The organism is Diaphorobacter sp. ED-3 (genome assembly GCF_027625375.1).
GTDB lineage: Bacteria > Pseudomonadota > Gammaproteobacteria > Burkholderiales > Burkholderiaceae_C > Diaphorobacter > Diaphorobacter nitroreducens.
The window spans coordinates 1392852-1407166 of sequence record NZ_CP115182.1 but is presented as its reverse complement, the minus strand read 5'-3'; the positions used below and the strand labels follow the sequence as shown (position 1 = coordinate 1407166).

At 61.3% G+C, this 14315-nt stretch carries 12 protein-coding genes and 2 pseudogenes; 5 read left to right on the top strand and 9 right to left on the bottom strand.

All coding sequences use genetic code 11. From position 1 onward, the window contains the following. Positions 1-1518, top strand: a complete 1518-nt coding sequence (locus PCQ86_RS06815) for a conjugal transfer protein TraG N-terminal domain-containing protein (RefSeq protein WP_011804664.1) — start codon at positions 1-3, stop codon at positions 1516-1518. A 15-nt stretch (positions 1519-1533) separates the two neighbouring features. Here the strand turns inward: PCQ86_RS06815 and PCQ86_RS06810 are convergent, their stop codons facing one another. From PCQ86_RS06810 to PCQ86_RS06800, 3 genes are read right to left on the bottom strand one after another with little or no spacing between them, the layout of a single operon-like run. Further along, positions 1534-1911 (bottom strand): DUF3742 family protein, encoded by a 378-nt coding sequence (locus PCQ86_RS06810; RefSeq protein WP_011804663.1) that lies wholly within the window; start codon positions 1909-1911, stop codon positions 1534-1536. A 26-nt stretch (positions 1912-1937) separates the two neighbouring features. Next, positions 1938-2396 carry a type II toxin-antitoxin system YhaV family toxin gene (locus tag PCQ86_RS06805; RefSeq protein ID WP_011804662.1) on the bottom strand — a complete coding sequence of 153 codons (459 nt, stop codon included), beginning with the start codon at positions 2394-2396 and terminating at the stop codon, positions 1938-1940. Then, positions 2396-2713 carry a type II toxin-antitoxin system PrlF family antitoxin gene (locus PCQ86_RS06800; protein ID WP_038204260.1) on the bottom strand — a complete coding sequence of 106 codons (318 nt, stop codon included), beginning with the start codon at positions 2711-2713 and terminating at the stop codon, positions 2396-2398. The genes PCQ86_RS06805 and PCQ86_RS06800 overlap by 1 nt, the downstream gene beginning before the upstream one ends. A 298-nt stretch (positions 2714-3011) precedes the next feature. Here PCQ86_RS06800 and mobH point away from each other — a divergent pair, with 298 nt between their 5' ends. Beyond that, positions 3012-4895 carry a MobH family relaxase gene (mobH, locus tag PCQ86_RS06795; RefSeq protein ID WP_009518527.1) on the top strand — a complete coding sequence of 628 codons (1884 nt, stop codon included), beginning with the start codon at positions 3012-3014 and terminating at the stop codon, positions 4893-4895. Between the two features lie 24 nt (positions 4896-4919). On the opposite strand, the gene PCQ86_RS19840 is transcribed toward mobH, so the two are convergent. From PCQ86_RS19840 to PCQ86_RS06785, 3 genes are all read right to left on the bottom strand, one after another. After that, a complete protein-coding gene (locus tag PCQ86_RS19840) occupies positions 4920-5189 on the bottom strand; it encodes an integrase core domain-containing protein (RefSeq protein ID WP_041835936.1) in 270 nt (89 codons plus the stop codon). 102 nt (positions 5190-5291) lie between these two features. Next, positions 5292-6386: a signal peptidase II gene (lspA, locus tag PCQ86_RS06790; RefSeq protein WP_009518528.1), complete on the bottom strand. Its 1095-nt coding sequence runs from the start codon at positions 6384-6386 to the stop codon at positions 5292-5294. Continuing rightward, positions 6383-8782: a heavy metal translocating P-type ATPase gene (locus PCQ86_RS06785; RefSeq protein WP_009518529.1), complete on the bottom strand. Its 2400-nt coding sequence runs from the start codon at positions 8780-8782 to the stop codon at positions 6383-6385. Before PCQ86_RS06785 ends, lspA begins: the two co-directional genes overlap by 4 nt. Before the next feature lie 94 nt (positions 8783-8876). Between PCQ86_RS06785 and cadR the strand changes: the two genes are divergently transcribed. Then, positions 8877-9311 (top strand): Cd(II)/Pb(II)-responsive transcriptional regulator, encoded by a 435-nt coding sequence (cadR, locus tag PCQ86_RS06780; RefSeq protein ID WP_011804660.1) that lies wholly within the window; start codon positions 8877-8879, stop codon positions 9309-9311. Positions 9312-9438: 127 nt separating this feature from the next. Continuing rightward, positions 9439-11373 (top strand): cytochrome c/FTR1 family iron permease, encoded by a 1935-nt coding sequence (locus PCQ86_RS06775; protein WP_011804659.1) that lies wholly within the window; start codon positions 9439-9441, stop codon positions 11371-11373. 211 nt (positions 11374-11584) lie between these two features. Here PCQ86_RS06775 and PCQ86_RS06770 read toward each other — a convergent pair. After that, positions 11585-11953: pseudogene (locus PCQ86_RS06770) on the bottom strand (IS3 family transposase); the annotation flags it as partial. Positions 11954-12015: 62 nt separating this feature from the next. On the opposite strand from PCQ86_RS06770, the gene PCQ86_RS06765 reads away from it, so the two are divergent. Then, complete coding sequence (locus PCQ86_RS06765) at positions 12016-13176, top strand: IS30 family transposase (protein ID WP_011804657.1); 1161 nt, start codon at positions 12016-12018, stop codon at positions 13174-13176. 9 nt (positions 13177-13185) lie between these two features. Here the strand turns inward: PCQ86_RS06765 and PCQ86_RS06760 are convergent. Together PCQ86_RS06760 and PCQ86_RS06755 are read right to left on the bottom strand one after the other, a co-directional pair. After that, positions 13186-13464: pseudogene (locus PCQ86_RS06760) on the bottom strand (transposase); the annotation flags it as partial. Positions 13465-13525: 61 nt separating this feature from the next. Next, a complete protein-coding gene (locus PCQ86_RS06755) occupies positions 13526-14185 on the bottom strand; it encodes a heavy metal response regulator transcription factor (protein WP_011804656.1) in 660 nt (219 codons plus the stop codon). Between the last annotated feature and the right edge of the window lie 130 nt (positions 14186-14315).

Here is a 14315-nt window from a genome sequence, read left to right as displayed (position 1 = left end):
ATGACGCTTTTCACGACCGACTACCTGGAGTACTACCTGACGCTGGTGTCCTGGATCGTCAACAACGGCATCTGGGCGGTGCTGGTATCCAGCGGGGTATTCGCGCTGCCTTTCGTCGCCATCATCGTGCAGGAGTGGTTGAAGGCCCGTGCGGAAGGTGCCGACGAGGGCAATAAAGGCGTGCTGAGCGCCGCCCGCATCGAGAACCGGGTCTTCGTCGCCATCGTGGTGGTGATGTTCGCCGGCATTCCGTTCATCGACGTGGACCTGAACACCATCCAGTACGACAGCTCGCGCTCGGCCCAGTGCCAGGTCAGCGTGCCGCAGCCCACGGATACCGGCTGGTCGCAGTCCTTCAGCACCATCAACAACCAGTCGGCGAAGGTGCCCGTCTGGTGGGCGTTCATGCATGCACTCTCGCGCGCCGTCACGAGCGCCTCGGTGGCGGCGATCCCGTGTGGCACGGACCTGCGGCAGATGCGCATGGAGATCGACGCCACGCGCATCGATGACCCGGTGCTGGCTCAGGAAGTAGCGGATTTCTCGCGGGATTGCTATGGGCCTGCACGGGCCAAATTGTTCATGCAGCGCCCTCAGCTCGATGAGCAGCAGATGCACGACGTGACCTGGATCGGATCGCGGTTCTTCACCGACACGAACGGCTACTACGACACGTACCGTTCCAGCACGCCGCGCGATGACTGGCCCTATGACAGCAACCGCGACGCCGGGCTGGCTCAGGTATCCAGTGGCGGTGGCTACCCGACCTGCAGGCAATGGTGGGCTGATGGCAGCAATGGCCTGCGGGCACGCCTGCTGGGACAGGTGGACCCGAGCCTGCTCAATCGGCTGGCGGGCTGGGCCGGGTTCCTGAGCCGGGCCGAGGTGGACGACTCGGTGATCCGCACCATCGCGTCGCCGAGGCAGCAGAAGTTGAACCAGGGCAGCGTCTATACGGACTACGGCGGCCAGATCGACAAGACCTTGCCGAACATCGTGACGCGGGCCACGGGAGACGTTGGGATGGCAGTCGGCGCGCTTGCGGCATTTCCCGCCATGGACGTTGTGAGACAGGCCCTGCCCATGGTGCTCGCCTTGCTCAAGATGGCGCTGGTCATCTGCATCCCGCTCGTGCTGGTTGTGGGCACCTATGACCTGAAGACGGTCGTCACGGTCAGCGTCGTGCAGTTCGCGCTGTTCTTCACGGACTTCTGGTTTCAGCTTGCGCGCTGGATCGATTCGACGATCCTGGACGCACTTTATGGCTGGGGGTTCGGCTGGAACCGGCCGCACACCAATTTCGACCCGTTGGTAGGACTGAACAACGCCTTCGGTGACATGCTCCTGATGTTCGTCACGGGCACGATGTTTCTGGTCCTGCCGACGTTTTGGGTCGCTGCCTTGGGGTGGGTCGGAGTTAAGGCTGGGGTGATTGCTCAGAACCTTGCTGTCGGCTCCAAGGAAGCGCGTGATAGCGCCGGGTCAGGTGCAAACAAGGTAGCCGGCAAGGTTCTGTGACGGACAGGCCAAATCTCAGTCATCGAACGGATCGTTCGGGTCGTGAGGGTCGAGCCGCTGGCCATTGGAAGAATACAGGCCAAAGCCCGCCTCGCCATTGCGCAGTTCATCCTGTTGCGCCCAGCGGTCGTCATCTCTAGCCGAATTGCCAGCCATCCATGCCGCCGCAACGCCCAGCAGTAGTAACACCGCCAGCCAGAAGGTGGTGTACAGCAGCACCCCGAGCGCAACCAGCTTGACCACCCACACGAGCGCGGTGGCACCGGCCGCCGGCATCCCCTTGGACACCAACCAGCTCGATACCCGGCGTTCGCCGCGCACGTAGGCACGCCATCCGCGACCCAAGGCGCGGCCGAGTCGTTCTGCGGTACTGATGCGGGTCGTGGTGGTCATGGTCGTCTCCTGCTACTGAGGGATGCCTATTCCAGTTTGCTCCAATCCTGCTTGCTTGCCTGTATCAGCGCGTGCCAGTCGTCTGGCGGGTTCCCGCGTCCGAGCATCTTCTCGAAGACGACATACGGGTCCGACTTGCTACCCGAAGACCGCAGGGTCTGTTCATCGTTGACCCAGGCGTACACGATGACCTTCGCCTTCGAGTCGTACCGGAAGAACAGCCGGAACCGCCTTCCGATTTTGGCCCTTCGCCAGTGGCGGTGGGCCGATCCCAAGGTATTGCCCTGACGGTACTCGTCGCGTGCCGGATCGCCTGGCACTACTTCCAACATCAACTGGCTCAAGGCCCGGAACAGCTTGACGTTGGCATTGGACTCGAAGCCTTTCGGGTCGTTCTCCTGCGCGCGCCTCGCGGCCGCTTGCAGTTTCTGCAACGGCTCAATCACGCAGTCGTGGAAGAGCAGCGTCCAGCCATGCCGTTGCATCAGAGTTCCACTTCCCCGTCGATCTCCTCGTCCAGGTTCACGCCATGGCCAGCATGCTCCAGCATGGCGCGGGCCAGATCCTCGGGCAGGCCTTGGACGTTCCGGCCAGCTTCGATGTCGCGGGCCAGCAGGCTCAGGAACGCGCCGATGGCGGGGTCCTCGTGCTCGGCATCGACACGGGTGACGACGACTTCGCTGCCCCGCAGATCGAACGCGAGCTTGCCGCCGGCATCAACGCCCAGCGCCTGCCGGATAGGCTTGGGCAGCGTGACCTGGCCCTTGGAGGTCAACGTGGCGACTTCGTGGATGGCAGGCATGGCGGCTCTCCTGATTGCGATACCCGCATGGTAAGGAAATTTCCTTACTTTGTCAATGTGAAGCCTCATGGCGCTCTCCCGGTCCAAGAATTGGCCCATCGTAGGGCGTGAACAGCCAGCCTTCCTGCATCAATCCGGCCCTGCCGCAACCCACATTGGCGATGGACGATCAGGACCCGTTGCTCTATACCCAAAGGCCGCAAAGGGTCGAAATGGCAAGGGAATGGAGTGCAAGGGGAAAGGCTCTATCCCCAAAAGGCAAAAAGGCCTCCCGCTCGGCCCCCGACAGGACACCCGCATGCTTTCTCTGTTCCAGCGAAAACGGCCCGCGGTCGCTGCCGCTCCGACGCCACCATCGGTCACCGACCTCCCGAAAGGGTTGATGCGGCCCGAGTCGGCCGCATCGCTGCTGGCCACCCCGCGCCGGCAGAAGCTGCTGGAGCACATCTGGCAGCGCACGTCGCTCTCACGTAAGCAGTTCGCCACCTTGTACCGGGCGCCCCTGGAGCGCTACGCCGAGCTGGTCCAGGCCTTCCCGGCCTCCGAGGCGCATCACCATGCCTACCCGGGCGGCATGCTGGACCACGGCCTGGAAATCGTCGCCTACAGCCTGAAACTGCGGCAGTCCCATCTGCTGCCGATTGGCGCCAGTCCCGAAGACCAGGCGGCGCAGTCTGAAGCCTGGACTGCCGCGGTCGCCTATGCCGCGCTGCTGCACGACATCGGCAAGATCGCCGTCGATCTGCACGTCGAACTGGCCGACGGCTCGCTGTGGCACCCCTGGCACGGCCCGCTGCACCAGCCATACCGCTTCCGCTACCGCGACGATCGGGAATATCGGCTTCACAGCGCCGCGACAGGTTTGCTCTACCGCCAACTCCTCGACCGTGATGCCCTGGACTGGCTCAGTGGCTATCCCGACCTGTGGGGACCGCTGCTCTACGTCCTGGCCGGCCAGTACGAGCACGCCGGCGTGCTGGGCGAACTTGTCGTGCAGGCCGACCGGGCTTCGGTGGCCCAGGAACTGGGCGGCGATCCGGCCCGCGCCATGGCTGCGCCCAAGCACGCGCTGCAGCGCAAGCTGCTCGACGGGTTGCGCTACCTGCTCAAGGAACAGTTGAAACTGAACCAGCCGGAAGCCTCCGATGGCTGGCTCACCGAGGATGCCCTGTGGCTGGTGAGCAAGACAGTCTCGGACAAGCTGCGTGCGCACCTGCTGTCTCAGGGTATCGACGGCATTCCAGCGAACAACACCGCGGTGTTCAACGTCCTGCAGGATCACGGCATGTTGCAGCCGACGTCCGACGGCAAGGCGGTCTGGCGCGCGACTGTGACCAGCACGACTGGCTGGTCCCACTCGTTCACCTTGTTGCGTCTAACGCCCACGCTGATCTGGGAGCCGCGTGAGCGGCCGGCACCGTTCCCCGGCACGGTGGCGATCGACGTGGCGCCCACGGACAAAGAGGCTGACGTGTTCACCACCATTTCGACGGCCGGCCCGCTGGCCGCCCCGGAAGGCCAAGAAGATCCACCAGGGGAAGGAGGTCGTTCATCTTCAGCTCCTTCGTCCAAGTTCCAAACCTTGCCGGACGTGATGGAAGACATGCTTTCGATGGTGGGTATCGGCGACTTACCCGCGATCGGGCAGGACGCGGCAGTGCTCTCAGAGCAGGTGCCTGCCGCACGTCCCGAAATACCAACCTTGCCCGCGTCACTGCCGTCGTCGCCTGCGCCAGCGCCCTCGATAGCGCATCCATCCGGGGAGCACTTCATGGCGTGGCTGAAACAGGGCATCTTGTCCCGCCGACTCATCATCAACGACGCAAAAGCGCTCGTGCATACGGTGAGCGGCACGACCTACCTGGTCAGTCCCGGGGTCTTCCAGCGCTATGCGCAAGAGCACCCGCAAGTCGGCGCGCAGGCTAAGCAGGAGAGCCAGCAAGACTGGCAGTGGATACAAAAGCGCTTCGAGAGGCTGCAACTGCATCGCAAGCAGCCGAACGGCCTGAATATCTGGACCTGTAAAGTCACCGGGCCTAGAAAGTCCCGTCACCTGCACGGATACCTTTTGGAAGATTCAAGCCTGCTTTTCTTAGAAACGCCGCCGAATAATCCCTACTTATCCCTGTTGTGTGAGACCACAGGAAGCGGACTTCATGAAAGCAATGAGGGTCAACATTGAAGTCCCCTCAAATACCTGAGCCACTCAGAAGTAGAGATTGGGGAACAGTTTGACACGGTACTCGACCGGTGGGATTCGGCCGAGGGCTTCATGGGGTCGATGGTGGTTGTATCGGTGTAGCCAGTCGGCCGTCATGTCACGCACCTCCTGCAGTGAATCGAAGACGTAGCGGCGAAAGCTGTCAGCGCCCTTCGAAATCGGCAGGAGCGGACAGTCCTTAATGTAGCGGATACTCACCCTCCTCTTATGGAGACCAACTGCTGGCTCCGACGTTGGCTCAGCAAGCGATCCCATCGAAAGGTCACCAGCGGCATTCTCCAAATCAGTCTTTCTGGCTCCTGAGTTATGTGTCGATCACACCCGATACGCGCCTCATATTCCTTGACTTGTATCCGACTATGGAGTTTTCATAGGAATTTGTCCGCTTACGGCGACATCCCGTTTTCCTTGGTGCATGGTGGCCGAAAGCAAGCAGATCGCGCCAAGGGATATTGCAACGTCAGCCAAATTGAAAGCGGGCCAATGCGCTCCGTGCCAATGGAAATCGAGGAAATCGACTACAGCCCCTCGCAACAGGCGGTCAACTGCGTTACCCAGCGCGCCACCTAAGATCAGGCTATAACCCACGCCTTCCCATTTAGATACTCCTTGACGCAATAGGCGGATCAGCCAGATTGAGACTCCCAGCGCAAGCGCGGCAAAACCGAAACGCGCCCAGCTACCAGCACCAGCCAGCAGGCTGAATGCGGCGCCGTTGTTCTTCAAGTGGACGAGATTGAAGAAAGGGGTTACAGCGACTTGATCGCCATAGCCGAAAAAAAGCGAGACGGCGGCCTTTGCGACCTGATCGCCAAATAGCACTGCGGCAGCCAAGCCGTACCAGATTCCGATTGCCCGCAGCCTCGTCAGCCTCCAGGCACTCGCCAGCATCGTCAACAGCGAACCAGCAAGCGCAAGGCTGCCGGAGGCGATGCCCCAGCCGGCCAGCACGTCGGCGGGAAAGTGCATGCCCGCAGCAATGCGCGACCAGCCGACCAGAACGACATAAGCAACTAACGCCAATCGGTGGCGTACACCTGTCAGCGGCCACAACGCCCCGGCAACAAGTGCGGCGTAAGTGGAATGACCGCTCGGCAGGCTATAGTGCTCCTCCACTGTGCCAAGCACGTGATTCAAATGGCCAAATACCGCTGCCGGTCGCGGAAAATCGAGCCAAAATTTCAAGATGGAGGCTATTGCGATCGCGATGCCGAAGCCGATCACGAATTGAAGAAGCTGCCGCCGAATTGCCAAGGCGTGATCGGCTGCTGCCGTTGATCTTGACCATGCCCACAGTCCGAGCATCACTAGGGGCGCAGTCCAGTAGTTGCCCAGGACGTTGCTGAAGATCCAGGCCAGCGGTATCAAAATCGGCGGCGTGGCCTCGTAGACGAGCTGAAACAGAGCGCTATTCAAGCCACCCCAATCGTAAAGAATGGCTTTCCAGTTCATCGGCGCAACAGCCTCAACCCGTTGCCGACCACCAGCAGACTGGCCCCCATGTCGGCAAACACCGCCATCCACATCGTGGCTTGCCCGGTGAAAGTCAGAATCAGGAACACCGCCTTGATGCCCAGCGCGAGGGCGATGTTCTGCTTCAAAACGCTAGCTGTTGCACTGGACAGTCGCACGAATGTCGGCAGCTTGCGCAGGTCGTCATCCATCAACGCAACGTCGGCGGTTTCGATGGCCGTATCGGTTCCCGCCGCCCCCATTGCAAAGCCGATGTCCGCACGCGCGAGCGCCGGGGCATCGTTGATGCCATCGCCCACCATGCCAGTTTTCCCGTCCGCCGACAGTCGCTCCACTTCATGCAGTTTGTCTTCGGGCAGCAGATTGCCACGACTGCGGTCAATGCCGACCTGACTGGCAATGGCAGCGGCAGTGTGCGGGTTGTCACCGGTCAACATAATGGCTTTGATGCCCAGTCGGTGCAGTTCGGCAATGGCCTGGCGGCTGCTGTCCTTCACCGTGTCAGCCACTGCGAAGAGCGCCCGCACTCCTTCCTGTCCCGTCAACATCACTACGGTTTTGCCCTCGGCTTCAAGCGCAGACACCCTGGACTCCAGATCTGGCGAACACATGCCCAGTTCCTCGACCAGGCGGTGGTTACCCAGGTGATAGATCTGCCCGTTGATGTCGCCACGAACCCCGCGCCCAGGCAGCGCTGCGAAATCGGCTACATCACGCGGTGTCAACCCATCGTTGACGGCTGCACGGGCCACTGCCAAGGACACTGGGTGGTCTGAACGGGCTGCGAGGCTGGCGGCCAGCAATCTGGACGCATCAGGATCGGCGTTGCCCCATGCAGCGAAATCAGTCTGCGCTGGCTTGCCGTGTGTGATCGTGCCCGTTTTGTCCAGGGCCAGCCATTTGAGCTTGTGCCCCTCTTCCAGATAGACGCCACCCTTGATCAGGATGCCGTGCCGTGCGGCAGCAGCCAGACCGCTCACAATGCTCACCGGCGTGGAGATCACCAGAGCACAAGGACAAGCGATGACCAATAGAACCAGCGCCTTGTAGATCCAGTCCAGCCACGGCACGCCGAATACCAGCGGAGGCACAAGCGCCACGGCAAGGGCTACCGCAAATACGATAGGCGTATACAGCCGCGCAAACTGATCGACGAAACGCTGCGTCGGCGCGCGGCTTCCCTGAGCCGCTTCAACGGCATGAATGATGCGGGCCAATGTCGATGCGCTGGCGGCAGCGGTGACGCGGAATTCAAACGAACCCTCCCCATTGATCGTGCCTGCAAACACGGAATCGCCCTCAGCCTTGTCTACCGGAAGGCTCTCACCAGTGATCGGCGCCTGATTGACGGAGGAGCGGCCTTCGACGATCAGCCCATCGAGGGCAATGCGCTCACCAGGTTTGACGCGAACACGGCTGCCCACGGGCACGGCGTTGGCGTCCACCGCAGCCCAACTGCCGTCCGCTTGTTGAACCAATGCGGTATCCGGCGCGAGGTCCATCAAGCCACGGATGGCATTGCGAGCCCGATCCAAGGACTTGGCCTCGATCACCTCGGCTAGTGCGAACAGCACCATCACCATAGCCGCCTCGGGCCAATGGCCTATGAGCATGGCCCCAGTGACCGCAATGGACATCAACGCATTCATGTTCAGGTTGCGGTTCCTGAGCGCAATCCAGCCCTTCTTGTAAGTCGTGAGGCCGCCAGTGAGGATGGCCACCACGGCCAGCGCGACCACGACCCAGTGGTTGCCGCCGTTGAGCCAGTACACAACCTCGGCCAGCGTTGCGGTGACGCCTGACACTGCCAGCGGCCACCAGTTTGTGCGTGCAGGCGCTTGCGCCTCGGCTGCCGAAGGGGCCGAAGAAGTGCGCACCTCGGCGTCGAAGCCGAGCGATTTCAGGGCTGCAAGCACATTGGGAAGTGCGTCGGGTGTATGTGCGACGTGCAGCCTGCGCTGGACGAGGTTGAATTCAAGATTCGCAACGCCTGGCACGCCGGCAAGCTTGCCGCGGATCAATGCCTCCTCGGTGGGGCAGTCCATCTGCTGGATGGATAACCAGGTACTTTGCTGGGCTGCCTTCTCATCCATCCGAACCGCTCGCATCCCGATGGCCGATAACGCGTCTTCGATAGGGCGCAACGAGGCAAGCTGATGGCTGACTCCCAGTGTTCTCTGCACCAGATTGAATTCAAGGCTGCTCACGCCCTGCACCTTTCCGAGTTTGTCGCGAATCAACGCTTCCTCGGTCGGGCAATCCATGTTCTCGATGCGGTAGCGCACCTGCGGCAACGCTGCTTCGACGATGTTCGGTTTCGGGTTGGGCACCACAACGGTAGAGCAGCCACATCCCTTGGAGCCACATTCACTCATGGCAACTCCTCTTGTGTAGATCTGAGGTTGATGATTTAACACTCTATAGTTACTATAGAGTCAAGTCCTTTTTCCTTTTATCCCAATCCGCACCATGAACCTCCAGATCGGAGAACTTGCCAAACGCACTGCCTGTCCGGTGGTGACGATCCGCTATTACGAGCGAGAGGGGCTGCTGCCGCAGGCTCGCCGCAGCCAGGGGAACTTCCGCTTGTATGGAGAGGCGCATGTGGAGCGCTTGCAATTCATACTTCGCTGCCGTTCGCTGGACATGCCATTGAGCGACGTGCGAACTTTGCTGAGCTACCGGGATCGGCCTGCGCAGGATTGCGGTGAAGTCAACCTTCTTCTCGATGAGCGCATCCGGGAGGTGAAATCACGGATTGAAGCGCTGCGCGAGCTGGAACACCAGCTGGCCGATTTGCGCGATGCATGTTCCGGTGCCAGACCTGTCGAAGCGTGCGGAATTCTGCAAGGGCTGTCGGGATGCGCATGTGATGCGCAGGAAGCAACTGCTCCCGTCAAGTGACCAGTGGGCCGAGCCGATCATGCCATAACAACAGGCCCCGCCAGCTCCCTGATGCTGGCGGCCCGCAAGAACAATGAATTATAATCATTCGCATTTGTGATGCGAACTTTCTGCCGGTAAGGCCCTCATGCAAGCCCTGCGCATACTCTCAGCCGTTCTGTTCTCTTGGTTCATGGTCATCTCTGTCGCGCATGCCGATCCTCTGGCTACGCAAGACAAGGCTAAGCAAACCTGGCAATTGCTGGACTACCTAGCGGTCGATTACGGCGGCGCTGTGCGGGATGGCAAGGTTCAAAGTGCCAGCGAATACGAAGAAATGAAGGAGTTCGCCGCGACAGCGGGGCAGCAGATCGCCACATTGCCGAGCACGCCTGCACTTCCCGAACTGAAACGCCAGGCCACGGCACTGAGCGAACTCATCGCAGCCAAGGCCGACGCGAAGACAGTGGCCGACAGTGCCCATTCACTGGCGGCGGCACTGGTCAAGGCGTACCCGTTCCCGCTTTCCCCCTCCACGCCGCCGGATCTCACGCGCGCCAAGGTGCTGTTTGAAGCCAACTGCGCGGCATGCCACGGGGCGACTGGCCGGGGCGATGGCCCGCTCGGCGCAAAGCTGACCCCGCCGCCGATCGCGTTCACCGATCGCGGCCGGGCACGCTCGCGCAGCGTGCTCGCGCTCTACCAAGTCATTTCTCAAGGCGTCGCCGGCACGTCGATGCCCAGTTTCGCCACGCTCTCCGACGAGGATCGGTGGGCATTGGCATTTTTCGCCGGAACGCTGTCGCACGACGACGCCATGCGGGCGCGCGGTGAAGAATCCTGGGGCCGAGACGCCACCGCCAAAGCCGTCTTTCCCGACCTGGCGGCCGCTGCCACATTGACCGAGGCCGCCTTGTCCGAACGGATGCCACCCGACGCGGCGCGCGACCTGACCGCCTACGTCCGCAGCCATCCAGAAGTGACCGTCACCGCCAACGGCACGGGCGGGCTGGGGTTGGCCCGCGCACGGCTTCAGGAGAGCCTTGCCGCAGCGCGCGCAGGCGACCAGGCCAACGCGACGCGCTTGGGTTTGTCCGCCTACCTGGATGGTTTTGAACCACTGGAACCGGCATTGCGCGCGCGCAACCAGGCGCTTCTCACTGAAGTGGAAAACGCCATGCTGGCCTACCGCGGCGCACTTGCCAGTGGCAAGCTGGAGCAAGCCGACGCCACGGCCCAAAAGCTGGACTACCTTTTTGCCCAAGTCGATACCGAATTGGGGGCGGACAAAGCCGAGCCACTGACCACCTTCATTGCCTCGATCACCATCCTGCTGCGCGAAGGCGTGGAGGCGCTGTTGATCGTCGTCGGCATGCTCGCATTCCTGAAGAAAGCCGAACGGCGCGATGTTCTGGCCTACGTCCATGGAGGTTGGCTTACGGCGCTCGCGTGCGGAGGCTTGACCTGGGCCATGGCAACCTACTTCGTGAGCATCAGCGGCGCCAGCCGCGAGGTGACCGAAGGGGTGTCATCACTCTTCGCTGCTATTGTTCTGCTGAGTGTCGGCCTCTGGATGCACCAGAAGAGCACCGCCGGTAAATGGCAGGCATATCTGAAGGAGAAGCTCTCCGCAGCCATGACGCGCCGCTCGGCATGGGCGTTGTTCGCGCTGGCGTTCATCGCCGTCTACCGCGAGGTTTTCGAGACGGTGCTCTTCTACTCGGCCTTGGCCGGTGACGGCAATAACGGTGCATTGCTCGGCGGACTGCTGAGCGGGGTGGCCGCCCTGACTATCCTCGCATGGCTCATGCTGCGCACCAGCGCCCGTATGCCGATTGGAAAGTTCTTCAGCCTCAGCTCGATTCTGGTCGCTGTCCTCGCTGTAGTGCTTGCGGGCAAGGGAGTTGCGGGTCTTCAAGAAGCCGGTTGGCTGAGCGCCAGCCCGATCCATTGGCCACGCATCGAAGTGCTTGGGATTTATCCGTCGGCAGAGACCACCTTAGCGCAAGCCGTGATCCTCATCATTGCATTGGTCGGTTTTGCGCTGAATGCCCAGACTGCTCGCCGGTCGCAGGCGGCGTGATGTTCGGTGCTCCTGAATCGTTGGGCTCGAAACCATCGCACTGATTACCCCAAGGATGCTCTCCGCGTTGACGTCCACTTCCCATGATGCAATTCCGTCGCGTGCCAGCTGGCACGCCAAACAGCGTGACCCATTACCTAGTCCGCCCTGAACAATTCCGTTTTCAGGCAGCCGCAGTTGTTGGCATGCGAAGTTGGCGGGCAAGGGCGTCCAGGCGATGTTTGCTGTCCGTGGTCACCACGAACTTCCTGCGCCCCTTGGCCCGGATACCGTGGCGCTGCATCAACTGCCGAACCCGCTCCTTGCCCACCCGATGGCCTCGCGACAGCAGTTCCTTGCGCATGCGCGGCCAGCCGTATTCGCCACGCAACTGCGCGTGGATGGCCCGGATGTGCGCCAGCACTGCCTCATCGCCAAGACTGCGCCTGGGGCCTTGTCCAGGCCCGCGCCCAGATGCTTGCCAGCTGAAGTACCCGCTGGGGCTGACCTCCAGAACCTCGCACATCAGCGTGATCGGCCAACGTCTCTTCATCGACCTGATCCAGGCGTACCTTGCAACACGTCCTGTGCAAAGTACGCCGCCTTGGATTCAACCCGTCGCTGCAACACCTTTGGTACAAGGATGCAGCGAGGTAAAAATTCATGGCGAGATTGGGACGTCCCGGACTGTCGGATGCGCAGAGGCGCGAGTTGTGGGAGCGCTGGAAGGCAGGGGATTCCATCAGCGACATCGGTCGTGCGTTGTTCAAGTACCCTGGGTCTGTGCATGGGGTTCTCGCGCTAGGCGGAGGCATCTATAGACCAGCGCGGAAACGGGCAGCCTCGGCGTTGACAGCAGATGATCGTGAGCAGGTCTCTCGCGGCTTGGCGGCGGGGCACTCTTGCAGGCAGATCGCCGCGGAACTTGGTCGTTCGCCTTCAACGATCAGCCGAGAGGTACATCGCAATGGTGGTGCCGCGCGATATCGTGCGGCTGTGGCCGATGAGCGAGCCTGGGAGCAAGCACGCCGCACCAAACCTTGTGCGTTGGCACTGAATCCTGAGCTGACCAGCCTTGTGGCCCAGAAGTTGGCACTTCAGTGGTCTCCACAGCAAATCGCTGGATGGCTGCGACGAGAACACCCGGATACTGCCTGCATGCAGGTGTCGCACGAGACGATCTATCGCAGTCTCTTCGTACAGGCGCGCGGCGTGCTGAAGAAGGAGCTGATGGCGCATCTTCGTACTCGTCGCTCAATGCGGCGAGCGCGAGCAGGCCTGGGCAAGGAGTCTCCTCGTGGGCAGATCACTGACGCCGTATCCATCCACAGCCGTCCCGCGCAGATCGAAGACCGGGCGGTTCCTGGTCATTGGGAAGGTGACTTGGTCACGGGAGCAAAGAATAGCCACATTGCGACGCTGGTGGAGCGTCATTCACGTTTCGCGCTACTGGTCCAGGTCGATGGCAAGGACACGGCCAGCGTGGTGCAGGCTTTGACGCGTGAAGTCAAGCGACTCCCAGGAGGCTTGATGAAATCATTGACCTGGGATCGGGGCATGGAGCTGGCCCTGCACCGAACGTTCTCCATGGCCACTGAAGTCGATGTGTTCTTCTGCGATCCACGAAGCCCGTGGCAGCGAGGAACGAACGAGAACACCAATGGGTTGGTGCGTCAGTACCTTCCCAAGGGTGCGGACCTATCGGTCTACAGCCAGGAAGACCTGGACGCGATCTCCATGCGTTTGAACATGAGGCCTCGAAAAACGCTGGACTATGAAACTCCTGCCAGTAGACTTCAGCGAGCCGTTGCAGCGACGGGTTGAATCCAAGGCGGCTTTTTTTGCGATGTCGCGCTCCATCTTTACCCGTGCCAGTTCCGCTCGCAGCCGAGCGATCTCCCCCTGCTCGGGGGTCACCATCGCCACGGGTTTACCTTCTGCGGACATCCCCAACTGGCCTTTGGCATCGGCCCTGACCCAGTTCGTCAGACTGGCCTTGGGCATCCTCAGCGTCTTGGCCACCACCGACGCTGCCCGTCCACCCTTCACCTGCCTGACGGCCTCCTGCTTGAACTCCAGGGTGTACTTCCCTCTGCTTTTCACTTCATTCATCTCATGCTCCATACCGGCATTCTCCGGGTTGAGCTATGAACTCCGAAATTCGGGGGCAACCTCAGTATCCCATTCCACGCACGGTGTGAATGAGCTTCGGATTGAACGCATCGTCTATCTTCGCGCGGAGACGGCGGATGGCTACATCGATGACGTTGCTATCGCTGTCGAAATTCATGTCCCATACCTGCGACGCGATCAGAGAACGTGGAAGGACCTCCCCGTGGCGACGGGCCAGGAGCTCAAGCAACGCGAACTCCTTGCTGGTGAGATTGATGCGTTGGCCAGCGCGCGTTGCGCGCCGGCGCGCCAAGTCCAGCACCAAATCGGCAACCTGGATGCGATCAGGCTGGCTCGGAGCGCTTCCGCGTCGCAGCAGCGTCCGCACCCGCGCCAGCAACTCAGAGAACGCGAATGGCTTGACGAGGTAGTCGTCCGCTCCCAGTTCCAATCCCTTGACACGGTCGTCTACACCGCCACGCGCCGTCAGAAAGAGCACAGGGACCTGTTTACCGGCATCTCGAAGGGCACGCACGATGCGCCAGCCATCGACATCCGGCAGCATGACATCCAAGACCACCAGATCGTATGTCTCGCCCATGGCCAGGTGGTGTCCGTCCAATCCGTTGCGCGCCAGATCCACGACGAATCCCGCCTCCATGAGACCTTGGCGGACGTAATCCGCCGTCTTGTTCTCGTCTTCAACGACCAGCAGTTTCATCGCATGTCCCATGAAATCGCTACGGCGCGGAAAAATAGCCGCTCACGATGTACGCATTCATCCACTTTCAATCAGCAATTTACTGGTTGCCAGCTTCCACGAACATTACATGAATGTAATTCAGGGGTCA